Annotated in this window: 28 protein-coding genes; 4 read left to right on the top strand and 24 right to left on the bottom strand. The window is 33.6% G+C overall.

Annotated features, from left to right (window positions below):
* Positions 1-359 precede the first annotated feature (359 nt).
* The 21 genes from DPQ89_RS17315 to DPQ89_RS18575 form a co-directional block, all read right to left on the bottom strand.
* Entirely contained in the window at positions 360-1,415 is a 1,056-nt protein-coding gene (locus tag DPQ89_RS17315; protein WP_127718293.1) for a hypothetical protein, read from the bottom strand.
* A 15-nt stretch (positions 1,416-1,430) separates the two neighbouring features.
* Entirely contained in the window at positions 1,431-2,021 is a 591-nt protein-coding gene (locus DPQ89_RS17310) for a hypothetical protein (RefSeq protein WP_127718292.1), read from the bottom strand.
* Positions 2,021-3,184: an ImmA/IrrE family metallo-endopeptidase gene (locus tag DPQ89_RS17305; protein WP_127718291.1), complete on the bottom strand. Its 1,164-nt coding sequence runs from the start codon at positions 3,182-3,184 to the stop codon at positions 2,021-2,023. The genes DPQ89_RS17310 and DPQ89_RS17305 overlap by 1 nt, the downstream gene beginning before the upstream one ends.
* Positions 3,185-3,418: 234 nt before the next feature.
* Positions 3,419-4,573 carry a site-specific integrase gene (locus tag DPQ89_RS17300; protein WP_127718290.1) on the bottom strand — a complete coding sequence of 385 codons (1,155 nt, stop codon included), beginning with the start codon at positions 4,571-4,573 and terminating at the stop codon, positions 3,419-3,421.
* Between the two features lie 13 nt (positions 4,574-4,586).
* Positions 4,587-4,856: a helix-turn-helix domain-containing protein gene (locus DPQ89_RS17295; protein ID WP_127718289.1), complete on the bottom strand. Its 270-nt coding sequence runs from the start codon at positions 4,854-4,856 to the stop codon at positions 4,587-4,589.
* A gap of 9 nt (positions 4,857-4,865) precedes the next feature.
* A complete protein-coding gene (locus DPQ89_RS17290) occupies positions 4,866-5,165 on the bottom strand; it encodes a single-stranded DNA-binding protein (protein ID WP_127718288.1) in 300 nt (99 codons plus the stop codon).
* A gap of 10 nt (positions 5,166-5,175) precedes the next feature.
* Positions 5,176-5,556 carry a hypothetical protein gene (locus DPQ89_RS17285; protein WP_127718287.1) on the bottom strand — a complete coding sequence of 127 codons (381 nt, stop codon included), beginning with the start codon at positions 5,554-5,556 and terminating at the stop codon, positions 5,176-5,178.
* A gap of 218 nt (positions 5,557-5,774) precedes the next feature.
* Positions 5,775-6,470, bottom strand: coding sequence for a hypothetical protein (locus DPQ89_RS17280; protein WP_127718286.1), 696 nt, complete (start codon positions 6,468-6,470; stop codon positions 5,775-5,777).
* A complete protein-coding gene (locus DPQ89_RS17275; RefSeq protein WP_127718285.1) occupies positions 6,463-7,965 on the bottom strand; it encodes a type IV secretory system conjugative DNA transfer family protein in 1,503 nt (500 codons plus the stop codon). The genes DPQ89_RS17280 and DPQ89_RS17275 overlap by 8 nt, the downstream gene beginning before the upstream one ends.
* Complete coding sequence (locus DPQ89_RS17270) at positions 7,965-8,498, bottom strand: hypothetical protein (RefSeq protein WP_127718284.1); 534 nt, start codon at positions 8,496-8,498, stop codon at positions 7,965-7,967. The genes DPQ89_RS17275 and DPQ89_RS17270 overlap by 1 nt, the downstream gene beginning before the upstream one ends.
* Entirely contained in the window at positions 8,495-9,259 is a 765-nt protein-coding gene (locus tag DPQ89_RS17265; RefSeq protein WP_127718283.1) for a hypothetical protein, read from the bottom strand. Before DPQ89_RS17265 ends, DPQ89_RS17270 begins: the two co-directional genes overlap by 4 nt.
* A complete protein-coding gene (locus tag DPQ89_RS17260) occupies positions 9,256-9,738 on the bottom strand; it encodes a hypothetical protein (RefSeq protein WP_127718282.1) in 483 nt (160 codons plus the stop codon). Before DPQ89_RS17260 ends, DPQ89_RS17265 begins: the two co-directional genes overlap by 4 nt.
* Positions 9,735-9,995: a hypothetical protein gene (locus tag DPQ89_RS17255; protein WP_127718281.1), complete on the bottom strand. Its 261-nt coding sequence runs from the start codon at positions 9,993-9,995 to the stop codon at positions 9,735-9,737. The genes DPQ89_RS17260 and DPQ89_RS17255 overlap by 4 nt, the downstream gene beginning before the upstream one ends.
* A 25-nt stretch (positions 9,996-10,020) precedes the next feature.
* The gene (locus tag DPQ89_RS17250; RefSeq protein ID WP_127718280.1) at positions 10,021-11,346 is read right to left on the bottom strand and encodes a hypothetical protein; all 1,326 of its coding nucleotides are present in this window, start codon (positions 11,344-11,346) and stop codon (positions 10,021-10,023) included.
* Positions 11,343-12,032, bottom strand: a complete 690-nt coding sequence (locus DPQ89_RS17245) for a hypothetical protein (RefSeq protein ID WP_127718279.1) — start codon at positions 12,030-12,032, stop codon at positions 11,343-11,345. Before DPQ89_RS17245 ends, DPQ89_RS17250 begins: the two co-directional genes overlap by 4 nt.
* The gene (locus tag DPQ89_RS17240) at positions 12,019-13,944 is read right to left on the bottom strand and encodes a VirB4 family type IV secretion system protein (RefSeq protein ID WP_164848509.1); all 1,926 of its coding nucleotides are present in this window, start codon (positions 13,942-13,944) and stop codon (positions 12,019-12,021) included. The genes DPQ89_RS17245 and DPQ89_RS17240 overlap by 14 nt, the downstream gene beginning before the upstream one ends.
* Entirely contained in the window at positions 13,937-14,212 is a 276-nt protein-coding gene (locus DPQ89_RS17235) for a hypothetical protein (protein ID WP_127718277.1), read from the bottom strand. Before DPQ89_RS17235 ends, DPQ89_RS17240 begins: the two co-directional genes overlap by 8 nt.
* 8 nt (positions 14,213-14,220) lie before the next feature.
* Positions 14,221-14,541, bottom strand: a complete 321-nt coding sequence (locus tag DPQ89_RS17230) for a hypothetical protein (RefSeq protein WP_127718276.1) — start codon at positions 14,539-14,541, stop codon at positions 14,221-14,223.
* A 9-nt stretch (positions 14,542-14,550) separates the two neighbouring features.
* Positions 14,551-16,416: a hypothetical protein gene (locus tag DPQ89_RS17225; RefSeq protein ID WP_127718275.1), complete on the bottom strand. Its 1,866-nt coding sequence runs from the start codon at positions 16,414-16,416 to the stop codon at positions 14,551-14,553.
* A 12-nt stretch (positions 16,417-16,428) separates the two neighbouring features.
* On the bottom strand, positions 16,429-16,611 hold the full coding sequence (locus tag DPQ89_RS17220; protein WP_127718274.1) for a hypothetical protein: 183 nt from the start codon (positions 16,609-16,611) through the stop codon (positions 16,429-16,431).
* Between the two features lie 14 nt (positions 16,612-16,625).
* Positions 16,626-16,763: a hypothetical protein gene (locus DPQ89_RS18575; protein WP_164848507.1), complete on the bottom strand. Its 138-nt coding sequence runs from the start codon at positions 16,761-16,763 to the stop codon at positions 16,626-16,628.
* A 492-nt stretch (positions 16,764-17,255) separates the two neighbouring features.
* On the opposite strand from DPQ89_RS18575, the gene DPQ89_RS17215 reads away from it, so the two are divergent.
* Together DPQ89_RS17215 and DPQ89_RS17210 are read left to right on the top strand one after the other, a co-directional pair.
* Positions 17,256-17,993 (top strand): hypothetical protein, encoded by a 738-nt coding sequence (locus tag DPQ89_RS17215; protein WP_127718273.1) that lies wholly within the window; start codon positions 17,256-17,258, stop codon positions 17,991-17,993.
* Positions 17,993-18,337 carry a hypothetical protein gene (locus DPQ89_RS17210; RefSeq protein WP_127718272.1) on the top strand — a complete coding sequence of 115 codons (345 nt, stop codon included), beginning with the start codon at positions 17,993-17,995 and terminating at the stop codon, positions 18,335-18,337. The genes DPQ89_RS17215 and DPQ89_RS17210 overlap by 1 nt, the downstream gene beginning before the upstream one ends.
* Before the next feature lie 78 nt (positions 18,338-18,415).
* Here DPQ89_RS17210 and DPQ89_RS18800 read toward each other — a convergent pair whose 3' ends face one another.
* The 3 genes from DPQ89_RS18800 to DPQ89_RS17195 form a co-directional block, all read right to left on the bottom strand.
* Complete coding sequence (locus tag DPQ89_RS18800; protein ID WP_127718271.1) at positions 18,416-19,378, bottom strand: methyl-accepting chemotaxis protein; 963 nt, start codon at positions 19,376-19,378, stop codon at positions 18,416-18,418.
* Between the two features lie 80 nt (positions 19,379-19,458).
* The gene (locus DPQ89_RS17200) at positions 19,459-21,288 is read right to left on the bottom strand and encodes a methyl-accepting chemotaxis protein (protein WP_127718270.1); all 1,830 of its coding nucleotides are present in this window, start codon (positions 21,286-21,288) and stop codon (positions 19,459-19,461) included.
* A gap of 167 nt (positions 21,289-21,455) precedes the next feature.
* On the bottom strand, positions 21,456-21,812 hold the full coding sequence (locus DPQ89_RS17195) for a helix-turn-helix transcriptional regulator (protein ID WP_127718269.1): 357 nt from the start codon (positions 21,810-21,812) through the stop codon (positions 21,456-21,458).
* Between the two features lie 404 nt (positions 21,813-22,216).
* On the opposite strand from DPQ89_RS17195, the gene DPQ89_RS17190 reads away from it, so the two are divergent.
* Together DPQ89_RS17190 and DPQ89_RS18570 are read left to right on the top strand one after the other, a co-directional pair.
* Complete coding sequence (locus tag DPQ89_RS17190) at positions 22,217-22,567, top strand: recombinase family protein (protein WP_127718268.1); 351 nt, start codon at positions 22,217-22,219, stop codon at positions 22,565-22,567.
* A 2-nt stretch (positions 22,568-22,569) separates the two neighbouring features.
* Positions 22,570-22,734, top strand: a complete 165-nt coding sequence (locus DPQ89_RS18570) for a hypothetical protein (RefSeq protein ID WP_164848505.1) — start codon at positions 22,570-22,572, stop codon at positions 22,732-22,734.
* The last annotated feature ends 5 nt before the right edge of the window (positions 22,735-22,739 follow it).

Raw genomic sequence — 22,739 nt, 5'->3', positions numbered from 1 at the left:
TTTAATAAGAAAACCGATAGTTAGATTACTAACAAAAGAGTTTTAGATTTTTGGAATGCTTTAGGTAGTTTCTAGATCGAGAGTTTGATTGTTTTTCCACTGTCTACCGAGTACTCCCGGTAGCCAAAAAGTTAGCCACAAATAGCCACATAGGGGCCGTTTGAGACTGCTCAGGGCAGGTAAAACCCTGCTCAAAAAGCGCAAGTCATCGTAATTAAGTACTTGAATTTAAAAATGTTTTGGGAAAAGAGGTGTCCACCACCGGAATCCGATGGTGGACTCGAAGTTAATGTTTTAATTTTATATAGTTAGTAGTGATGTAGCACTAAAGTAGCATTGGAAACTTAAACTGATTCTATCTAAATGAACATTCCAAATATTTCATTTTTTTCTACAGAATAACCTTCTGCTAAGTTCATATCTAATGTACTTCCTAAAAAGTAAGTGTGAAGTCTAGATCTTTGGTCAACATCTAACGAATTTATAAATTCTTCTGAAAAATACATATTTTCACAATGAGTTAACAAGATACGTTCTAGATATACCTTCGTATCATCAGCACTTAAGTTCATTAAGTCTTTAGTAAATGGTTTTAAGAATTTAGCATCTTTCTTTAAGTAGCTTATAAGTATATATGATGAATTTTCATCAGGTATCACTGTTAAAAAAACTGACTTCAACGCCGTTTCAAGGTTCTCAATATCATTAATTTGATCTCCTTTTGAATTAAATTCTGGAGCAAAGAAACTCGACACTGTTATATTTTTTTTATCTCTAATTTTTATTACTTTTGTTTTAAGTACATCATACTGACATTTTTTATATGATGTTACTAAGTGATCAAAGGTCTTCTCTAATTCTTTAACGGCGATCTTATTTCCATATATCATACTTCTAAAAAATGAATCTCGCCCAAAGGCGCTTCTAAGATCATCATTGTTAAAAATAGGAAACTTCTTTCTTAAGAATGCAATGTCATTGGTATCAAATTTATTGAATAAAGCTTCATATTTATGGATTACATTTTTTTTAGCATACAATTCTCTTGAAATTGCTCGAAAAGCATACAAGAAATTCGCCTTATTTGATTCCAACTTTGAATATAAATCATTATCTATATATTCAAATATACTGTTATCGTGAAAACCGCAAAGTCCTTTAAAGGTACTTGCTTTGTTCACACTTTTTTTCTCAAACATTTTATCTTTATCATGTGATACTGCGTAAACATGGTTTGATTCATCTGAAATTTGAGCTAACATATTCTTGTTTTGTATCGAATGTGCTTTTATGATTTTTTCAGAGCAGTCCGCTCCATCTAGTAGGCAAAAAGAAATTCCATTGTTAACTATTTCTTTCTGAGTGATTTGCTGAGCAACTTTGACTTTTTTTATCAAGTCTTCCATTTCCTTCATTTAAAACCTCGTTTGCTACATCAACCCTCTTTCTTTAAACAAAGGTCTTTTTATTTTAAGAACAGATCTTTTTGCTTTATTCCAAACTTTAATTACTTCTTTCACTTTCGCTTTGTTAATATCTCCATTATCAAATGCCTTAATAACAAGATCCTCAACAGTTAAAATACTGAAACCATCTTCATATTCACATTCACCGATGTTGATTAATTCGACTGCTAAGTAATATAGAGGTAAATCATTTGTTACAAGAATATTTCCATAGGTAACAGCTAGATGTAAAAAATATTTATCATTTTCACAAGCACCACCAAGGCCATAACTCTCTAGTGCTTTTTCCTCAGCATCTTTATAATATCGAGCATCATAGTCCCAAAATTCATACTCGCTGAATTCGTCAAATGTATAAAAGCCAATACTTGAAAGTGCACAATCTACACACTTTTTCATTTCTCCAGTAATATTTTGTTTGGAAAGTTCTTTTAACTCTTTATGGCCACGTGTCCCACAAGTTCCAAGTTCGCCGATTATTGAGCTATTTTCAAAAAATAGTTTTCCAAAGGCTGCGAATTTAATTGAAGCATTGGTATCTGAAATGAGAAACATTATCTACTCTTTGTCGTATTTTTGATTTCTGAATACCAAAGATCTACAAGTTGACTACTTTCACCGTAATCAAGCCCAAAAAGAGCTCCTATACTTCTCTGAGTTAGTCTTTCCTCTTGGTATAAATACCGTGCTTCAATAAAGAGCTTATAGTAATATTTATAAATATCGTCATCAAGATTTTCAAACCAATTCTCTTGAAAGAAATAATCTAATGACTTTGTATTTTTCTTTTTATTATTTACAACTGCATATAGATAACCTTGAAGCTGGCTTGTAATTATCTTCGCTTCCTTAAGCTTTAAGACAACTCCTTCAAAACTCGCTCCGAGATGAATTCTTATTTTATCTACATGACCAACTGCTTTGGACTTTTTATCAATTCCTACGAAGAACGTTCGTAAGTCTTCTGCATAATAGTCAAAGAAACTAGATGGTGTAAAAAATTCTTTTCCAACGCTTTGACAATAATCCTCTATTTCCTTATCGTGCTTTTGAACATGATCATGTCCAGCAAATATATGTGCTAACTCATGTATAAGGTCAAAAAAAACATCTTCCTTTGATTTTGATGTATCTAGTAAAATTAGCCAATTATCTGCAACTGGTATTGAAGCTGCCCTCAACAGTTTTTTGGATTTTGGGTCTTGATTCAGTCCCATAAACCTAAAGGGGCAAAAGTAAACATGCACTCCAAATACTTGAAGAGTATCAATAACATATTCTATTGAAACACTTGCTGAGACTATAGAAAGTGTTTTTCTAATTTGTTTTGCCAAATCTGCTGCGTTTAAATGGTTAAACGTTGGAAGTGCTTCTTCTGGTTTTTTAAATTCAAAAACCTTTATAAAAGTAGAGACAAAGCTCCTAACCTTTTCAATCTCTTCAATATGAGGCTCTTCTAGTCTTTCCTTTCTAAAAAATACTTGAAGAGGTTTTTGGCCCATAGCCTCATTAAATTCACTTTTACTTAACTTCAACTTTGAAGCTATTTTGTATAACAGCTTTCTATTAATGGTATTTTCATTAATACAGGTACTAAGTCTAGTCCTCGAAATACCAAACAGATCTTGAGAGTCCTTCAACATAAGTTCTCTGTCTTTGATTCGAGCTTTTAAATAAGCCCCATCAATCTGAATCATATCTCTTTTTGACGTTTCCACCTTAGTATCCTTTTCTATATAAACAAACTCTAAACAAGTTATCGGATGCTTATACTTAATCTTAACATACTTAACAAGACATTTGTAATTATGTACTACTGAAAATTTAAAATCTTAACCTATTCAATCACTTACAAGCTAAATCCACAATACATTTCTCATAATGTACTACATTGTGACATGTCACGTTTATTCAATAATAAATAAAGGGGCTAGTTACCTAACCCCTTATTATTATTCACGAAATTTAAACAGCTCCACCACATGGCCCATAACGGCCTCGTCACTTGGAAGAAATCTTAAGCTATTTGTAGCTCCCTGCTCATCTACACCTGCTAAACGCAAATAGATCTGCATGGTTTTGATATCTTTCCAGCCTCCGATCTTCATGACTTTCGACATTTCTACACCGTCGGCCAATAACTGAGTTGCAAAACATGCTCTTAGAGTATGGAACTTTACAGAAGGTAGTCCGATCTCATTTAAAAATGATCTCAACGGTCTACTTTGATCTCCTCTGTCCCATTGCCTATTTCTAGGCAGTAGAAATCTACCACTACCACTACCAGTTAAAGATTTAAGCTCAATAAGAAGTAAATTAAGCTCATCTGATACAGGAACATTTCTCCAATAGCCTGCCTTAGTGGATTTTGTTTCTTTAAGTCTCTTATTAAATGACTTCGTTACACGAATGACTTTATGTTCAAAGTCTACGTCATTCCACTCAAGTGCATAAAGTTCACCACTACGCATTCCAGTTAAAAGTGCCATTGCCCAGATTGGATACCAATCATGGTTTCGCCTTTTTGCCTCGTATAAGAATTCTCTAATCTCATTAAGAGTAAGTATCTCTGGAAACTTGTCTTCACGTTTATCTATTTTAATCCCCTGTACCGGACTGATAAAAGCATCTTTAATATGCCTGTGATCAATCCCCCACTGAAAAACTAGATTTATCGTGTTCTTAGTTTTATTAATAAAACTTTTAGACTTATCCAGACCTTTCATATCCTGAATAACCTTACGTGCATCACCGCGAGTGATTTCACTTGGTCGTTTTTTTAACCAACATTTTGTGTATCGACGAAGCATTCTATAATAGTCGTCAATAGTAAATTTGTTAGTATAACGTCCTTCAAAGTCATTATGAATCTGATCATAATACCAGAGTTCGATTACTCGCTCCCAAGTACCACCTTTCTCTTCACGAGATCCAAGTTCTTTCAAGGCCTCTTTAATTATTCTCGTCTCTTCCTTAACAGCTTCTTTATAAGTTTTAAGATTACGTTTTCTACGCTGTACCCTTATTAAAGGATCAACATTACTTTTAACGTGCACATAAACTGAAAATAAAGTTTTACCGTCTTCTTGGTATTCTTTGATCGACATTGGAACCTCCTATCTAAACGATCGAATTTTCCAACAGACGATTAAGCTCACTCACCTTGAAGTAGAGTCTCCTTCTAAACTTTCTAGCAATGATCTGTTTTCTATAAACAGCATTTCTTAAAGCTCCGTAAGAGATTCTTAGGTAATCAGCTGCCTCCTTCGAGTCCACCCATATTCTATTGTCAAAGAGCATCGAAGAGTTCTTACTAGAACTCTTGTCAGGACTACTATACCGCTTAGTACACATTTTGTCTGTTGTATTATATTTATTATTATCACCCATCTACCCTCCTTAAATATTTGGAAAACCAACTAAACGAGCGACAATTTCCTCATACTGTCGAACCTCACCTTTCTTATTTGTGTACTCCCGAACTTCTCTAACACCGTCTACAAATACCTGATACCCCTTTTTCAAATATAGAGGGCATAGCTCTGCTTGCCTTCCCCAAACAACAACTTTCTTCCAAAGAGTGTGACCTTCACGGTGCTTAACTGCGACTGACAATTCGCAAACAGCTTTTTGACTTGGTGTATATTTAAGCTCTGGATTGACTCCTAAACGTCCCATAAATAATTCTTTATTTTCCATAATAGATTCCTTAATTAAGATTTAGCTTTTTTAATAAATACTCGCCTAGATTCAATTTCGTACCGTTCTTGATATTATATTCATCCAGACTACGTTCTACTTTTTCCATCTCAGACAAGGAGTTTTCTTGAAGCTTCTCAATATCTTTTTTAGAAAGCTTACTGATTGCATATAAGGCCAAGTCCTTAAACAAAACTTCTCCTCCATGCTTTTTCGTATTGGTCTCAACAAGTATTTCCTGAATTTTTTCTAGATCTTTTTCATCCTTGCTTAAATCAACAAAAAACTTCGTCTGTTCCTTATTTAACACATACTCATTCTTTGCATCCTTTGGCCTTCTTCCTCTTTTTTTCTTAACCATCTCTATATTTTCTTTATTTCCCTCTACCATTTTATTTATTCTCCTAATTAATTTTTATTCCCACCTTCGCCCCATTATTAAATCTTCGTATCACTGTTATCAGCTATTATTGACTATCTCACCGAAACTCGTGAAGGAGGGATAGTCAATAATCGCGCCCGATAACTTGCTGATTCGATTAGACTTTATTGTATGGGGCGAAGGTGGGTGTAAAATCATTTAAACTCTCACATTACTCATTAATCTAGTTAACCGAAGATCTCTAAGAATGCTTTCTCCTTGTTTTGAAATACGCATTTAGAGTCTATATAGTTAAAGTTCATAGGATTTAAACTCACATCAAGCATTAGAATAATCTTCTTTGATACATTTTCATTAAGACCTTCTAGGACTTTTCGATATGTTCTGAATGCGCTTTCTTTATTCATCACATAAAGAACATAGGAAAAATCGTCACTAGATACATACTTATTAAACTTCTCAACTATTCGTATTTTACTCTTCTGTGTAAGCTCAACTTCAATCGCTAGTGAGTAATCTACTCCATTCTTACTTCCATAAATTAATCCATCTGGTTCAACATCAACACGATCTTGATAACAGCAAACTTGACCTGAATTAAAACTCTTATAATTAATAAGCGTGGTCACAATGTTTGTAGAAATAAGATCGTGATTTAAACTGTCTTCTGCCTGATCAAAATTTTTTCCAAAAGGACTAAACTTAAGCCCCTTCATCGTAAGAGAGAGGAACTTTCTTTTATTACTTCCAAGAATGCTTTTTAAAAGCCCTTCTTCTTCAAGTTTTCTCACCTTCTTACAAAACATCTGGTATGACTGGCTTGGTGTTTTAAGCTCATACAAAGACTTCATTGGAATGATCTTCCACCTACCGACTTCAACTAGGATATCCAAATAATCATCTACAAGACAAAAATTAGTCATGCAAGGCCCCTCTCGAATCCATCTTAGAACCCACGTCCAAAGTTGCGTCCAGTTTTCTTTTATGAATTAGGTGATTGTTCTCAAAAAAGAGAAGGTTTCTATCAATTGTTTCCTGATCTATGTATTTGACATTCATCAGGTCAATTCGTGTTGGTTGCTGCCTAAACAAAACACATTGGCCCACACCGAGATTTTTAATTACATTCGGATGAACTAAAAGTTCTTCAACTGCTCTTTGAGATCCAGTGTCTTGTTCTTGGTCATCTTCAATACGAACCGTTTTCTTTACCGATTCATTTGTTCCAATTGCATATGATAACAAACTAGCACTTTCATCCATTCTTTGTTTCATCACATACCAATTTAAAGAGTTCTCAAAGACCTGTTGGCATAGGTCAGGACTGATCTTATTGATGTCACTTGATGTTTGGAACGCTGAAGTTATCTCAACTTTTGCTCCCCTACACTTATTAAGAATCTCAATAAACTCATCAGTTATAATTGCAGATAACTCATCAATATATAGACCAAGGGGTTTTAAGTTAGTTTTATTTCTAGGAGTAATATTTCTATAAGTATTATAAACGGAGTAATTTATATCACCCAAGAATAGCTTACCTATCGCCCGTGCAGTCTCCGCATATCCTAAAACAGATAAACCAATGTACACACATTTTCCCTCTTCTCGCAATCTCGTAAAGCTGTAGGCATCCGCTCCTATTAATGAGTCTCCAAAGTCAGAATCAACAATATTATCAATTTTTGTGAGAAGACCCTCAATTTCAGACCTAGTAATCTTTAAGGATTTATCCTTTGACCCAGATAATAAAATAATTTCATCGTATATGGACTGAAGACTTATTGTAGAGTTTTTACTTTTTAAAGACTTTATTGATTTCTTCAAAGCTTGCTGACATTTATTTGCGTAAAACTCTTCGCTCCATGTGAAGCTTTTAAAAATTCTATCTGCTATATGGTTAGCACTACCTTCAAGTACTGGATTTAAACTTATCTTGCCATCTTTTTGATAGTGTTCGGAGAAAACTAGATATTCCCTATTATTAAGCCTACAAAGATCAATGAAACGTTCTAATGATTCGTTATCGGCCTTAGGATCAATATAGACCACAGGTTTACCAGATCTCATGTCATCAAACATCAAAGAGTCTAATAAGACTGATTTACCGGAGCCACTTGCTCCAACGATAACTGAGTGCTTCGTCTTATTGATATCATCTCCTTTAATCTTCCTCTTCTTAAGGACTGAATAACCAATAGAATCAAAGTCAGTTGTTCCTTTACTCTTATTTAAGTCATCTCTTTCTATTTTCACAATTTCTCCATTTGAATTACCATTAATTAACTTTTCAATTCCTAGACCTATGATCTTTCCAAAACCTTCAATCCCCTTTGTGATTATAATTGTTAGAAGATCGACAAGGGGAACCATAAAATCACCGAGGCCTAAATCTTGTTGCTTTTTTTCCTTACCCATTACTCGCCTCCTTCTCCGTCTTTACTATTAATATTGTCATAAGCATGTTCAAAAATTTGAAATGATGGAATATAAAAAGTCTTATTACCCTTATTAATGTATCTCTCTTTGGATTGGTGCTTAATAATGTACTGCTTTTTAATTTTTCCGCGTAACTCCTTGGGAAGTTTCTTATCAGGTGTCTTAAATGTTTCACTCTGAGTAAGATTTGCTTCAATTTTCAAATCATTTAGATCAAGGCCTAGCGTATTTGGGCCTAACTGATCACTACTTTCCAACATATGATTAAGCTTATGATTTCGTGGATCATCCTCATAAAGAGCATATCCAGCAAGTGCAGCAACACCAGCTCCTATCAGTCCAAATATAGCTGCATTTACTCCCTGACTTTCCTTATTTGGACTTAATGTATAGCCTGCTGCTCCTCCTGCCATTGCCCCACTAAGAGAACTATAAACAATAGTCTTCTTTAATGTGGAGCAAGAGCTTAAAATAATCATACTTAATACAATACAAATACTTTTCTTTTTCATAACTTCACACTCCTTTGGAAAAAGATGTAAATCTCCTTACCAGAATTAATCAGTGCGATTTGTAAGTTTTTATCTGCTGATTCCTTAATTTTGCCATTGGCATTACTTGCAACACCAATCAGTCCTGATAAAACTTGATTCTTTCCACTCTTACGATCAACCTCTCCGTAAGGCGTAACTAGTCTGTCTTTAGTAGCACTCAAGACTCCCTCAAAGAATGATGTAAAACTACTTGTTAAAAACTCTTTTTCTTCTCCAGAGTAAAACTGATCTGCAATTATGCCCTCCGCACCATCTAGGTCCCATAACTCTGCATTAACTTGATACTCCTTTTCATCTGTTACAAGAAGATCACACTTACCCTGTACCCTTTTACCAAAACTAAGCCCATGACAACGAATTTCAGCTTGATCAAAGAATTCATTTTCACTCATCTTAATGACAAGAGTTGTAGTCTTTTTGTTTGTTGCCAAAACTGAGTTTAGAAGAGTTCCCCTTATTCTGCTTAATGCCTTTAAAGAATCAGACCCTCTACGTACGATCACTCTTTTCTTATTACTTTCAAGTATTGACGATATGGCCTTGTCACTGTCTTCTATTTTCTTTAAAAGTTGATCAACGTTACTAGACTTATTTCTAATTCTTTTAGGTGCTGACCTCTTTTGAGATACTCGATCTTCAAATTTATAATCGTAGCTGCTCTCTATTGAAGAAAATCCTGCAAATGTATTTGTTGATAAAATCAATAGTATCCACTTCATAGGGCACGACCTCTGTAATATCTTAATTTGGAATCAATCCATACAGGTGGCCCTTTTGAAATAAACTTCTTTTTATCAACAAAGGCTTCATTAACTTTTAATTTACTTCTTTTCTTATTTACTATGAGTAAGGACTTTGGACACTCAAACAGCTGATAGTGAGTTGTTTCCTTTATCAAAGTGTAAAGACTACATGATCTTGCCGTTCTAATTTCAATGTCTTTATTGGATAGCTTCTCATCATACTTAATATTGAAATGATGTTTAACCTTTTTTCCAAAAACGATGAAATTACGATCTACCGCAGTTCTCTTTGGCTCAAATACAAGACTTCGTTTCTTGTTAAGTTCATAAATTTTAAAATCTTGTTCCTGTCCTCCAACATAGTCATGAATACGATCAGGAAAAGTCATTGCTGTAAGATGAGCAAGAGACAGAAAGACAGTAAATATTTGCTCTTTAAATATATAATAAATCATAGCTGATACCTCGAATCGACCTTCTTCTCCCTGATATCCATAATCCTATATAGATGAGAGAATCGAGAGTTCTTTTCAAGGGCTACATGGTAACGTCTCACTCCCTTTGGATCTTTACTAAAGACATCACAATTAAATGAATCAATGACTTTGACCAAGTGAATAGAATCAACTTTAAATACTTCCTTCTCTAGATCTCTCATAACCTTCTCGTTTATAAGCTCACTATTGGGGTCATTTTGAAAAATACTTTTCATTCCAATATGACAGACCTCAAAAGTGTTATAACTTACCTTTTCTCCTTCTTGCCTGAGCACCATGATTTCTAGTCCTAACAGGCTGAGATTTGCTATTACTCCGACTAGTGCGATAATTATTATTGGTCTTTTCAGACTGCCTATTGTTTGTTCCAGACTTATTAGTCTCTCTGGATCTTGTTTTGATTTCTTGCTGTTTAACATTGTTTCCACCTTCTCTTACTTGTGTTTGATTTGAAGATCTAAATTTTGAGCTCATACCAGAGGACGAACTACTATTAGTGTTTGAGTTACTGCTGGAGCTACTATGACTTTGCGGACTTACTGTATTATTTGAACTATTTGAAAAACTACTTCTCAAGTTACTTAGGGCCGATTTAAATTGATTGCCAGCACCAGATAAACCTTTCATTGCAGTACCAGCTCCAAACCCTACAATATTTTTTGCTATAGTAGATTTTGGGCCAAGTGCACCACCTGTTAGAACCGTTGCACCTGCATTAACACCTTTTGAGGGAAGACTCTTAATAAAGTTACCACCCATTAAAGAAATTATTCCTCCAGCTTGTGCTATTCCTGAGCCATTAATCAGCATCATCGTAATAAAAGGAGTAAAAGCAATAAATAAAGTTAAGGTAAATAAGAGGATTGTACCTGTAGCACTACCTCCAATTATCTGCCCTACTTGATAGCCTCTATTAATCTCACTTCCAATCATTGATAGAACAAAAACCAGAACATGTGGAACGATTAGACACCATAGATAACTTAGAATTCCACCTCTCAAAACATTTCCCATGGTGGGAAATAGGTAAATCAATACAGGAATTCCAACAAGGCCGTAACCAAGGTAATAGACTAATGAATACACAACCTTTAAAAGAATAAAGCAGAGCTGACTTAAGAAATACACTCCAATAGTGAATCCATCATTAATAAATGAATCAAAGAAATGGTATTTAACAAACTTTAATGTTCCTTTAAACAGAGTATTATCTTTAAAGAACCTGTCCTTTTTGTTTTTATCAATTTTGTCAAAATAGCTAGATGCCTCAAACATATCCATAAGGAGAATGTTGGAGCCCTTCTGTTGTTCAAATTTAGTATTGGCAGCATCTATAGAATAACGAATTGATACTTTATAAAAACTCGTAACACTGGCCATAATAATCACTGCGACCAAGGCCCTCTTTACCAATTCAAAGACATTCATCCTATCAAAGTACTCAATGAGACATGCAAAGATGAACATTCCAGGAAGAAGAGATAAAAAGAAGACCCTATACTCCTCAATCAGGCTATCAGGATCAAAACTAGTAATCATCAAAAGATCATATATTGTGTTAGTCATAACTTTGCCTCGGTATCTAAAAGATCTTCATTTGATTTTTGTAGTCCCATCCAGCTTTTGTAAAACTCCTCTCTTCTAAGCTTTTCTTTGGCATCACCTTTCTTTAGAGCAATATCATTTCTTTGGTACTCAATGTTGTCTCTTCTAATCTTTGTTAAAACCTTAGTACTCATAGCAGTATTCATTGCTGTATTTTGCACATGCTTACTCATAGTTCCTTCATTTGCACTTGAGATCTCTTGTCTATGAGCTTCATTCTCATCTTGCATAGAATTGGCTACTTTATCCCAGTAACGATTAGTAAAATCCTCAGCTTGATAAACATCCATGGCCATGAAATCTAAATTGGACTTTAATCCTTTGAGATTCATTTTAAGAGTTAGCATGACATGATTGATTTCTCTTAACCCTTTAGGTTTCATCTTTGTCGCTGCAATAATGTCACTAGTGTGTTGAGCAATTCTTCGTGCAACAAAGTATCTTCTCATTGCCAAAAAATTATATTTATCAATCTGGTCACTAGTTTTCTTTGCAACTTCTAAAATCTTAAGTGTATTTGATACTGTACTTGCAGTATTTGAGACCAAAGATATTAATGCAGCAGTATCGCTATCAGGCATAAAAAATGTTGATGCCCTAACATTTCCACAAAGTACAAGAATCAGTACAACACTATGCGCTTTCATGATGTAACCTCACAAATGCATTGATTATTTCTCTATTAGTAGAAAAATAATTCTTATGATCTTCAAAGAACTTAAAAAGGTTCTGACTTCGCCCATACTCAGTATGAAATAACTCTAGCTCTAGGGGTGACAGGAATATCCGTAGAATCTTTTTAATCTTTCCATCTTGGGTCTTAAGATAGCACTCTGAATATTGGCCCTTCTCATATTGAAGTGATGAAATCCTAGAGTTATCAAATTCTGATATATCCTTGTCTTCAATATATTCCTGTGGAAAGAAGACCTTAAAAAAGGAATTGTTTGTAATAGATGAATAGAGATCAGAACTTAACGAAGAAAAATCACCAAGACCTTGAGATATTGCAATTGGAAATGCTCCTGACTTTCTAAACGTCCTAAAGCATTCATCAATATAATCTCCATGATCTTTTAGAAAGCTCCAACATTCATCAAAAACAAGTACCTTCTGACCTTGATCAATATTTTTAAAATACTCAAGGATATAGATTATTAATGGCGCAATTTGTGTCTTTGGAAAGTTCTCAATATCAACATAGAGAAACTTGTTCGTTTCCTTAGTTGATTCAGTAATGAAGTCTTTTATATCCTCAAAGTATAAAGATAAACCCTTAAAGTTAGTTTCAAGGTGACCTATCAGTTCAAAGAAGGATCTATTGTCATTTTCAAGAAAAAGTTTTATTTCTTTTAGAAGTAGTCCTTTTTCTAGTTTCCTAAACTTTTCTTTATCAACTACTGATAAAACAAACTCTCTTAAGTAATATGGACACTTAAAGTCCATAGGATTGATGCCAGACTCTAAGTTATAACCACTGTGATAGAGACAAAGCTTTTTGAAAGAGCCTCCCTTATCAAGAATTACCACAGGGTGATTCGGTGCAAGTGCGTGAACCATTTTATTTACAAGAACCGACTTCCCTCCACCAGTCGCACCAGTAACAAGCATATTTCTACTTTTAAATTTCTTAGAGAATGGATTTAAGAATATATCATTATCAGTAATATCTAAAAACTCTATCCCTTCATTCATCAAACCAGACTTATGAATTGGTAATAGGTATTTTAAATGTCCCGTTTTATTTGGGATACCTCTATATTTAAAACTTGGCTTAACCCCTACAATGATCTCTTTATAGATTTGAAACAAACCACTTTTGAGTCCTTTTATAGAATGACCTTCAACAAAAGGTATTACTCCTTTTGTTGTTAGATCTTCTAATAAGACTTGAGTATTACTATTTAGTTCCTCCAAAGATAGTGCCATTGGTAAAAAATATAGTTCCATATCAAACAAGGATTCATTTCCACTAGTTAAATCAGAAATAAGGTTTTCGGCTTGTGAGTATGCGCCTTCACTTTCAAAGTCTCTTTTATTTTTAGAGAGTCCAGTACTATGAGCAGACCTAATCTTATCCAATTCTTTAAGCGCCTTAGAATTTTGTTTCTTTCTAAAAGAAATACAGTAGTTGATATCCTTAGGAAGAAAGTATTCATCAATCTCCTCTTCTGGAAATGACTTTACACTTATCACCCTTCTATATTTCCCATTAAACAGAAGATAATCATCGTAAATACCAATATCAGAATAGATATCCTTCCCCTCAAAGAAAGTATGTAAAGGATCAGTAACTGGGAGAACTTCAAGTCCTAAACAACTATTCAATAAAGATGTATTTAAGTAGCATTTACCGTTTAATTGATAGAATTTAATCCACTGCTCTTCTTTAAGATTATTAAGTCTTTTCTCTATTAACGAAAAAAGATTACTTAATTCAATTTCGTCAAGTTGCTCAAGATCAACGCCTCTTAATTCATAGAAAAATGACCTATCCCCATCCATGGACACAAGTTCATTCTGGATACAGTCAGCAATTGGAAACTTATAATTACTCATAAGACCTCCCAACCGTATTAAGGCTGCCATTCCATTTAATAATTCTTCTAGAAAAAATATTTCTAAAAAATCCTAGTTCTACTCTTCCCTGAAAGATTTTAGATACTGCCAGAACAAGAACGCTGATCAGTAGCGTTTGGATTCCAGAGACTCCCATTTTTGATAAAATTAAGTAATTGCAGCCCAAAATTATCAAGTCTTGCCTATTTAAGGATGCAAAGATCCTTGCCCTCTTATTTAAGAGAGCTGGATATACTGAGTTTTTCATAATTACCTCTAACTAAAACTTTGGTTTAATGTTGTTATTACCTCAAGTCCCACAGTTGATATAATGGCCAAGGCAAAGACTGTTCCAACATTTTTTAGATAAACTTCCTGTTTAAAGTACGACAATATGACAAATAGTATTAATGCTGCTCCAGCAACAGCAGTTGAAAGAGGCATCAGATAATTATTTGTTATTGTCTCAAATCCATTCTTTAACTTTGAAAAAGCATAGGCATTATTGGTTGGGAGCATAAAGCTCCCTGCCAATGTTATTAATGATGTTGATATCCAAATAGAGATATCAACGAGTTTATTTTTTATCATTCTCATAGTTACCTCTTAGTTATGAAAATTTGAAATCACACTTGTGATACCGACAGAAAACATCTGAATTAAGTTCTTTCTATTTCCTCTTTGAACAAGGTCCCATCTTACTGTTCCTGCCCATTCATTAAATTTCTGGGATTCTACTGATAGTGGCCATTTGTTATGACCAGCAACATTCGTAACAATACTTGGACACTGATAATAGGCTTTTCCACTCATATTAGTTAACTTCACACCATTAAAGTGACTTTCACGTAATGCATTTAATTTAAGGCTGAGAACATTTTCATCAGTGTTTGAAATTTCTTTTATTGCATTTATGTTTTTTACATTAATAGAAACCCCTAAATCACTCCAAGTAAGCCTAACCTTCTTCTCATTTATAAGCTGTACAAGATTGAATAGTTCTCCATTGATTGAAAGCTCAATCCTTGAGATCTCACCATTAAGTTCCTTGCTAAAACTTAGTCCTGTTTCGAGAGATTCAAAAATATTGAATGAGACATCACATCTAAAAGGAAAGCTCACGCAGTTTCTACGACCTCCACATCCTCTATTTCTAAAGATATCAGTCCAGTGCTTAATTTTTTCACCAAATAACCTTTTAGACTCAAGAAAGAATGATACTTCTGAATTAGGTTGAATATTACCTAAAATGTATGATTGATAATGATCAGTTGTTTCAACTTCTTCCCTATAACTAAAAACCTTTTCCTCTACTTGCGAAGCTAGATCTTTCCCTAGTATATAAGATAAAGAAAGCACATCTTTGTTAGTAAAGTCATGCTGAAGGTAGTGTTTATTTAACCTATTAGTAAAAACAAACCAACTTCCCTTTTTGTCGTGATCCCTTAATTCGCTTAAATAAGTATACTGAGGCAAGTTATTTTGAAATTGATTGATTGCCGTGATTTTTTCATTTTCTACAACATATTTTTTACCAAAAAGGATCTCAAGAACATTGTTTACCTTAACTCCACTCCCTGTAGACACATAACGAACCTCAGTTTCCAGTGGAGTATTATAAACAACAGGGACGGTCTTACTCTTAACACTTGTAATCAAAGTCATATAATCTGATTCAATCTTAGGTATTTCATAGTTTGTCATCTCAGAGATAATAAACTCACCTTTTTTAAAATAGTTTTCAGATACTAATTTTGGATTAACATTTTCAAGTTTAACGGTTAAAGTTTCGTTCACTCCTGACACAATTGTTCGTTCGATTTTCTCTGAATGAATAACTTCAAAGTTTTCAGATTCGTAATTATAAAATCTAAAAGAGACTTCAGGGTTTGATATTTCCTTATAATCGGTATTGGCCTTTAGCTTTATTGAGTTTTCAAGTTCAATCTGAACATTTGTTATTTCAAACTTGTCAGCATCAAAGTACTTGCTATACCTCATGACATTTTCTTGGAAAAACTTTTGATCAATATCTGGGTACTTAACCCATGATAAATCATGCTCTCTATAATCTCCCCAGCTATGATCAGCAAACTTCCCTATTGAAGCTGCTGTCTTATAGCTATTTTCTCTTAGAAATACATTTCCAACCCTATATTTGAAGCTTGGATCATTTGCGCCAACTTTTGTATCAATTACAAAGTCTCCCTCTTCTTCCGATGCAAGATCTTTATAATGAACTGTAATCTTATAATTTTGTAGAAACCTTACTCTAATATCTGGTAAATCTGCGATAAGAGGGTTTCTTCCAAGATCTACCTCTTCCTTGTCATTCATCAGATCACCGTCCGAGTCAGAAGAAGCACTAATTCCATCCGTTCGACTGACTTCTTGGCTTGTTTCCTCTCCGTCTGATTTAACAGAGCAAGATACTAAATTAACTGTAATCAATAATAATATAAATAATTTCATTTTCTCTCCAAATTAGTTTGCTGTTAGTAACTCAGCATTTAAGTACTTTAAAATTTCTCTGTTCTCTGACGAATAAGAGTCCTTAAGATATCTATTTAGATCTTTTAGTTTTCTTCTTAGATCTGGATTCTTCTTAAGCTCTCTCTTTGAAATTGTACTGATAAACTCTAATACTTCTTTTCTTAACGATTTCATTTCTCTTTCCTCTCCTAGATTGATTCAACAATTAGACGTTCAATTCTTGTCGCTCTTGCAATCAACTGGTTGTTTGACATGATTTCTTTAACAGAAAGAGTTCCTAGAATTTCTCTAAAGTAATGTTTGATTTCTTTCGTTGTCTTTTTCATTTCTAATTTCCTCCAATAAAAATGTAGAAAGCTCGATGCTTGAAAAAGACTTCAAAGGCCGGTGATATTTTTGTTTAACTTCAAGGTCTACTCAAGGCATCCTACAGTTTGATCTCACCCTCTGATGTTCTTTTTAAACACGCACTTATTTATTTTAATTTTCCTAACCAAAATAAAAGTTATGTTTTCAGTAGAGTTAATCTATGAAGGGATTTTAAAATCTACAATGTGATTTGATTTAAAAGGCATTTTTAAACGCCATGGTGATTATTTAGATTTTTCTTTTTTATAAGTGCTTAATATTCCGTAATGCATATCACCATGGTGGTAAAATTTATCTAAATTAGCTGGATTTTATTTTACAAAGTATTTTGCCATTGCTACGCATAAGATAAGAAATAGCAATAAACATCGCATTTGACGTGCTTTTAGGGATTAATTATCGAAACGATAAATCTAAATGAAGACATTAATCAAAGAAAATGTGAACAGGTGAAAAACTGTGTGGATGGCTATTTATCAAAAAGACCCAACTTAAACCTTCAAAGTGTAGCAGATAAAACAACCGTACCATATACCACTTTGAGAAGGCTTATTGGCCTCAAAGGAAATCCTCAACCCGAGACAGTTATCAAGATATTTAGTTCTCTTGGTGAGGATGAGCTTCTTTATAAGTACATGAATGAGTATCATCCAGATATAGCGAAGGTTATGAATCTTAACTATAGTCACAATCAAGAGTATAAATTTGTCGATGAGGAAAATAGAAAGTACTTCACAAGTGAAGACTATTTCCTAATCTTAAACCTTGCATCTACAAAGTCAGGAACAACAGAAGATGAAGTTGCCTACACTCTTGGAATGGTTGGAGTTGAAAGGCTTAATCATCTTGTAGAAGAAGGCCTATTGATAGCAGATAAGAATGGTAGATATTTTGGAGCAAACCATAACTTCAAACTTTCTTTTGCTGAAACAAAGAAAAGAGTCATGATGTCTATGAAGCACTATCGGCTCGATGAAGCTGGTTCAATTCATAACTGGATGAGTTTTCAAACAGAATCAACAAACATGGAGGGTCTTAAAGCATTGAAAAAACTGAATCAAAAGCATTTCAATGAAAGAAAGGATCAAATATACAACAACCCTATGTACAATGGTGACATCAAGCACTATACTGCATCGGTATCAAGTACTTTTCTGCCTTTTGTAGAAAAGGGAGAATTGCAATAATGAAAAAGCTTAATAAATACATTCTTATTTTCGCTCTTTCCTTGGGAACTAATGTTATGGCCCAAGAATCTTTGGTGTTACCAAGATTCTCAGACTTCAAAGAAATTAAACTTCATACTGGCGAAATTATAAACGCTAAAAAAGAAATTTCGTTAATTCAACTTGCTAGTGATCGAATTAACAAAGTTGATTATATCGAGCTTAAAGAAGGCTTAATAATTGACTCATACGATATCAAAGAAATTAAATTCAATGATAAATTCGACACCTCTATTTTAGGCAAGCGTGGACTTAACTCTGAATTAGTCATCCGTGCAGTTATGGGTGATGGTTCAGGTGGCTAAAGGCTATCATTCTACTTTTTCAGTGTTACATAAAGGAAAAAAGATCAATAACTTTTCGAAAATATTCTATAAATGAAATCAACTTTTCTCCTCTAATATCAAATCTAGAAAATCAAAAACCCCTTCACTTCCAGACTCCATAACCTCTATTGCTTTTACAAACTTCTCTAAGTCATATTCACCATCCTCAAGAGCCTCTAAAATAGACTTCGTTCCATTATGAACAATTGAATGCGGCGCTTCCAAATCTCCATATGACCTAACCTGAGAAAAATTATTCAAGCCTTCCCCCTCATAATACCATTTTCCCAAACGGCAGTTATGATGATCAACGAATTGAAAAACTGACTTTTTCTTTAAGATTGATAGGTATGTATTAATCTTCCATATTACATGATCGAGTTTAGCAAGAATAACGAAAGCTCTATCACTATTTTTTCGAACATTTTGAATAGCTATATTATTATTCTCTCTAGTCGAAACAACGTCTGTATTAAACTTCTCAAGAACAATATTATTTTCTGAACTCTGCTGCAAAGCTCGATTCATTGTTTGCTCAACTTTGTTTGAGCTTAAATTAATTTTATCTAAAGAGTTTTCAACATCTTGCACAAGCCCTGTTGTTTGTTTAGATAGTTCCTTAACCTCGTTTGCCACAACAGCAAACCCCTTGCCTACTTCTCCGGCACGAGCAGCTTCGATCGTTGCATTGAGAGCGAGAAGATTTGTTTGACTAGCAACACCCTGAATACCTTTTAAGAAATTTGAAATTTCTTGAACATTATCAATCATTTCATTTGCGCTATTCATTGTTTCTTTTAAATTTTCCCTAAGAGTATTACTATTTCCTAAGATTTTATGAGAGCTTGAAACTAATTCTGAAAATTGATCAAAAACCTCTTTATATATTAATTCCGTTTCAGAATTAAAGTTCACGGATTCAGATAGGTTTGATTGAATTGTCATCAAGCCTAACTTAAGTTTTTCATTTTCCGACTCCATTAGAGCCAGTAATTCTTCAGCATTATTCTTATTATCCATACTTTATATAATGACATATATCACTAAATAAATATACCCTTACAAAAATGTTCCTTAATTCACGCTTAAAACACTCATGATTAAAATTTCTTGCTGAGTTCACTTGAAACTTTCTCTAACTTATCCGAATCCTCCTCTAACTTAGAGGTAATTTCACCAATTTCATTTGCAACTAAAGATGATTTTTCAGAGACATCTCTCAAAGTAATAAATCTCCCATTAACTTCATCGATAGCAACAACTTTTTGTTCTGAACTCTTAGAGATATTTTCAATATTTTCATGCACATCATTAATATTTGTGAATATTTCAAGAAATAGCTTCCTACAACTATCAATACTTTTCTTTGTTAGAGAAATCTTTTCAACTGAATTGTCTATTGCATTTTTTAGATTTTTACTACTTGAGTGAACTATCTTTTCAACCTGAGAAACACTATCTTCAATCATTTCATGTATTTCAATTGAGGCACTACCTGACATTGCTGCAAGGTTACCAACTTCTTCGGCAACTACAGCAAATCCTTTTCCATGTTCTCCTGCCCTTGCCGCTTCAACAGAAGCGTTAAAAGAGAGAAGTTTTGTTTGAAAGACAATATCATTAATTAATTTTGTTTTTTCTTGTATAAGTCTTATTGATTCAACAATTTTAGTAATTTCAGATAATACTTCATCTACTTGTAATTGAACATTCTCACTTTCTTTAGAACTTTGCGATATGTTATTAGTCATCTCATCAACAACCTGACGACCATTACTAGCTGTTTCCTTAGTCTCTTCACTTCGTTTTGCTGATTTAGAGATAAGCAAAGAATCTTGTTTAATCCCGTCAACAACTCTTTCTAATTGCCCTTGATTTTCTACCAATGCTTCTGCTAATTGCATTGACCCATCTAACAAACCACTTGTTTTACTATTCATATTTTTTGAGTTTCTCGAGGAGTTTTTTGAAATTTCTTCAATTTCATTAATTACTTCCTGAATTGGTTTCTTCAAAAGGTTAACAATGTATTTTAAAACTACTAAAAAGAAGCAAACAAATATACTATATGCAATTGCAAAAACTTTTGCTGTTTTATTTATTGGAGCGATTACTTCTTCTTTGGTAATCTCTACAGCCAGAAGCCAAGGGTATTTCTTACTTTTTATATAAGCACCAAGAACAGATCTACCGAATGATTTATTCTCACCATAACTACCACCATCACTAAAAGCTTTACTCAAAAGGTTAGATTTTACATCTAGGATTTCATCTTTCTTTAAATGTACTACTTTCTTATAATCTAAGGTACTTAAGTATATGTCTCCAGTTTCACCAAGCTCAAAATCTTTCTTAAGCAAATCTATAAAGTATTTAATTGTAATTTCTGAAATTAATACTCCGAGCGTTTTCCCTTCAGAAATTATTGGTATCATTACTAATTGATGATAATGAGTCGTTTCTTCAAAACCATAAAAATCTGTAACAGTAGTTTTTTCAAGTGCCCCATTGAAAAACTTTGATTCCTTTATACTGTGATTTAAATGACTACTTTTGACATTATCTTTATGATGTGGGCTCAATATAATATGCCCCTTTGTGTCAGCAATAAATATATGATGCGAAACTCCCCACATTTCTTCTTGAAATTTTTTAATTAAATCATAGGCTCCATTATCAAATTTTTTTGATTTAACCGAACTTAAAAGCAATTTATTTTTTGTTATTGATTTAAGAGATTTAATATAGTTTCCTAGGTGATTCTCTAGTGTAATTTGCTTAGACTTTGCCATTGAATTAATATTTTTAACTTTCTCATTTATTGAATTTTCTCTTGCTTGATATATAAAATACCCACTCAAAATGAAGATAGGAAGAAGAGCAACACATGTAAGAAAATAAATTCTAAAAATTTGTGATTTCGATTTCATTAGTAATTCCGTTTGTTTCTTTATAAAACTTATCGGCTTAATTCATCATAACTAAATGCCTATTTTAAAATGTTTTGTACTTCTCTCAATAAGAAAACTAAAACCATCAGAGATTGTTTTAATAATGATAGGTATTTATTTCTTGAGTAGTTGAGAGTAAATTGAGACTAGAAACTTTCCAAAATGCTCTTAACAGTCTTCAATTTTTCCTTATCAAGCCTCTTTAAAATCTCTATGCACTCAGCATAAGTATTACTAGGCATGGCTCTATTTCCATTTACTAGATCCATAAAAGATTCATAGCTATACCCATAAACATTTAAGAGAAGAAGGATCTTTTTAGGATCAAGGTCACTTCTTCCATTCTCTGCGTGACTTACCCACGTATCAGACTTATCTATTATTTTTCCGACCTTCCTAACTGATAATTTTCTAGACTCCCTTAAATGTTTTAGGACTCCTGCTTCTTTTGTAATGATCTTGTCATCACTTCTTCTGTACTTCTTCTTTTTAATTTTTTTCATAAACACCTCCGTAAAAATTGTTAGAGATGCTCTTTTCAACTACACGCTTAGTCCCAATGAATTCATCGAGATAGGTCTATATTTAGACCCCTAAACTACACGTGTAGTCTAAAAATTTGGGTGGAAAAAATCAAAGTAGCACAGATGTAGCACTTAAGTAGCACAACTCATGTGACAACATGTGATTTAGCGTGACGAAGGAGACAGAATGAGCTAACCGCCCATTGGGACTAGTTATCTAAATGATTATAATTACTTAACTTGGTTCTTATTGGAGGAGTCCACCACTCAATGGGTTGAGTGGTGGACCCTGCGATTTGCCAGACGAACTCTGTAACGCCGAACCGTATGTAGCGATTATCATTACTCATTTCTTTAATAAGCCTATTCAAAACAGCGGGCTTTTGCGGAAACTGTATCTAGAAAAAGACCTTTCGAGCTACGAAATTCATAAAAAAACTAATTGGTCACGAACTTCAATTAGTGATGCTCTTCGCTCGCTTGGGATTGAAAAACCAAACAGAAAAGCATCTGTCCTCTCTTATGGTGAAAAGCTCATAGGTTCTACGCGTGTAGTTCACAAAGGTGAAGAAAAGGTCATCGAGAAGATGCTGGCCTTACTGGATGAAGGACAAAACTTCTCTCAAATCTCAAAATATTTAAATAGTAAAAACATACCAACTAAACGTGGTGGGTCATGGCATCCGTCCACAGTTAAAGAAATCATTAAACGAATACAAAAAAGGAAGGTTTAATCATGCGTGCAATTATCGAAGTAGCTTTAGCTGTAATTTTCTCTGTTGCAATGGGTGCAAGTGGAGTGAAAATCCTGTCCGCAAATATAAAGAAAGAGGCCATCATCAAAGTTTCGGGTGGTCTTGGTTCTCTAGAAAATTTCACTCAAAATCTTACATCAAAGTGATTTTC

The organism is Halobacteriovorax sp. HLS (assembly GCF_004006665.1).
Lineage (GTDB): Bacteria > Bdellovibrionota > Bacteriovoracia > Bacteriovoracales > Bacteriovoracaceae > Halobacteriovorax.
This window is presented reverse-complemented; position numbering and strand designations above follow the sequence as displayed.

What these genes read in the sequence shown, in the direction of transcription:
- DPQ89_RS17315 (WP_127718293.1), bottom strand. Translation starts at nt 1,415, where the DNA reads ATGAAGGAAATGGAAGACTTGATAAAAAAAGTCAAAGTTGCTCAGCAA.
- DPQ89_RS17310 (WP_127718292.1), bottom strand. Translation starts at nt 2,021, where the DNA reads ATGTTTCTCATTTCAGATACCAATGCTTCAATTAAATTCGCAGCCTTT.
- DPQ89_RS17300 (WP_127718290.1), bottom strand. Translation starts at nt 4,573, where the DNA reads ATGTCGATCAAAGAATACCAAGAAGACGGTAAAACTTTATTTTCAGTT.
- DPQ89_RS17295 (WP_127718289.1), bottom strand. Translation starts at nt 4,856, where the DNA reads ATGGGTGATAATAATAAATATAATACAACAGACAAAATGTGTACTAAG.
- DPQ89_RS17290 (WP_127718288.1), bottom strand. Translation starts at nt 5,165, where the DNA reads ATGGAAAATAAAGAATTATTTATGGGACGTTTAGGAGTCAATCCAGAG.
- DPQ89_RS17285 (WP_127718287.1), bottom strand. Translation starts at nt 5,556, where the DNA reads ATGGTAGAGGGAAATAAAGAAAATATAGAGATGGTTAAGAAAAAAAGA.
- DPQ89_RS17280 (WP_127718286.1), bottom strand. Translation starts at nt 6,470, where the DNA reads ATGACTAATTTTTGTCTTGTAGATGATTATTTGGATATCCTAGTTGAA.
- DPQ89_RS17275 (WP_127718285.1), bottom strand. Translation starts at nt 7,965, where the DNA reads ATGGGTAAGGAAAAAAAGCAACAAGATTTAGGCCTCGGTGATTTTATG.
- DPQ89_RS17270 (WP_127718284.1), bottom strand. Translation starts at nt 8,498, where the DNA reads ATGAAAAAGAAAAGTATTTGTATTGTATTAAGTATGATTATTTTAAGC.
- DPQ89_RS17265 (WP_127718283.1), bottom strand. Translation starts at nt 9,259, where the DNA reads ATGAAGTGGATACTATTGATTTTATCAACAAATACATTTGCAGGATTT.
- DPQ89_RS17260 (WP_127718282.1), bottom strand. Translation starts at nt 9,738, where the DNA reads ATGATTTATTATATATTTAAAGAGCAAATATTTACTGTCTTTCTGTCT.
- DPQ89_RS17255 (WP_127718281.1), bottom strand. Translation starts at nt 9,995, where the DNA reads ATGAAAAGTATTTTTCAAAATGACCCCAATAGTGAGCTTATAAACGAG.
- DPQ89_RS17250 (WP_127718280.1), bottom strand. Translation starts at nt 11,346, where the DNA reads ATGACTAACACAATATATGATCTTTTGATGATTACTAGTTTTGATCCT.
- DPQ89_RS17245 (WP_127718279.1), bottom strand. Translation starts at nt 12,032, where the DNA reads ATGAAAGCGCATAGTGTTGTACTGATTCTTGTACTTTGTGGAAATGTT.
- DPQ89_RS17240 (WP_164848509.1), bottom strand. Translation starts at nt 13,944, where the DNA reads ATGAGTAATTATAAGTTTCCAATTGCTGACTGTATCCAGAATGAACTT.
- DPQ89_RS17235 (WP_127718277.1), bottom strand. Translation starts at nt 14,212, where the DNA reads ATGAAAAACTCAGTATATCCAGCTCTCTTAAATAAGAGGGCAAGGATC.
- DPQ89_RS17230 (WP_127718276.1), bottom strand. Translation starts at nt 14,541, where the DNA reads ATGAGAATGATAAAAAATAAACTCGTTGATATCTCTATTTGGATATCA.
- DPQ89_RS17225 (WP_127718275.1), bottom strand. Translation starts at nt 16,416, where the DNA reads ATGAAATTATTTATATTATTATTGATTACAGTTAATTTAGTATCTTGC.
- DPQ89_RS17220 (WP_127718274.1), bottom strand. Translation starts at nt 16,611, where the DNA reads ATGAAATCGTTAAGAAAAGAAGTATTAGAGTTTATCAGTACAATTTCA.
- DPQ89_RS18575 (WP_164848507.1), bottom strand. Translation starts at nt 16,763, where the DNA reads ATGAAAAAGACAACGAAAGAAATCAAACATTACTTTAGAGAAATTCTA.
- DPQ89_RS17210 (WP_127718272.1), top strand. Translation starts at nt 17,993, where the DNA reads ATGAAAAAGCTTAATAAATACATTCTTATTTTCGCTCTTTCCTTGGGA.
- DPQ89_RS18800 (WP_127718271.1), bottom strand. Translation starts at nt 19,378, where the DNA reads ATGGATAATAAGAATAATGCTGAAGAATTACTGGCTCTAATGGAGTCG.
- DPQ89_RS17200 (WP_127718270.1), bottom strand. Translation starts at nt 21,288, where the DNA reads ATGAAATCGAAATCACAAATTTTTAGAATTTATTTTCTTACATGTGTT.
- DPQ89_RS17195 (WP_127718269.1), bottom strand. Translation starts at nt 21,812, where the DNA reads ATGAAAAAAATTAAAAAGAAGAAGTACAGAAGAAGTGATGACAAGATC.
- DPQ89_RS18570 (WP_164848505.1), top strand. Translation starts at nt 22,570, where the DNA reads ATGCGTGCAATTATCGAAGTAGCTTTAGCTGTAATTTTCTCTGTTGCA.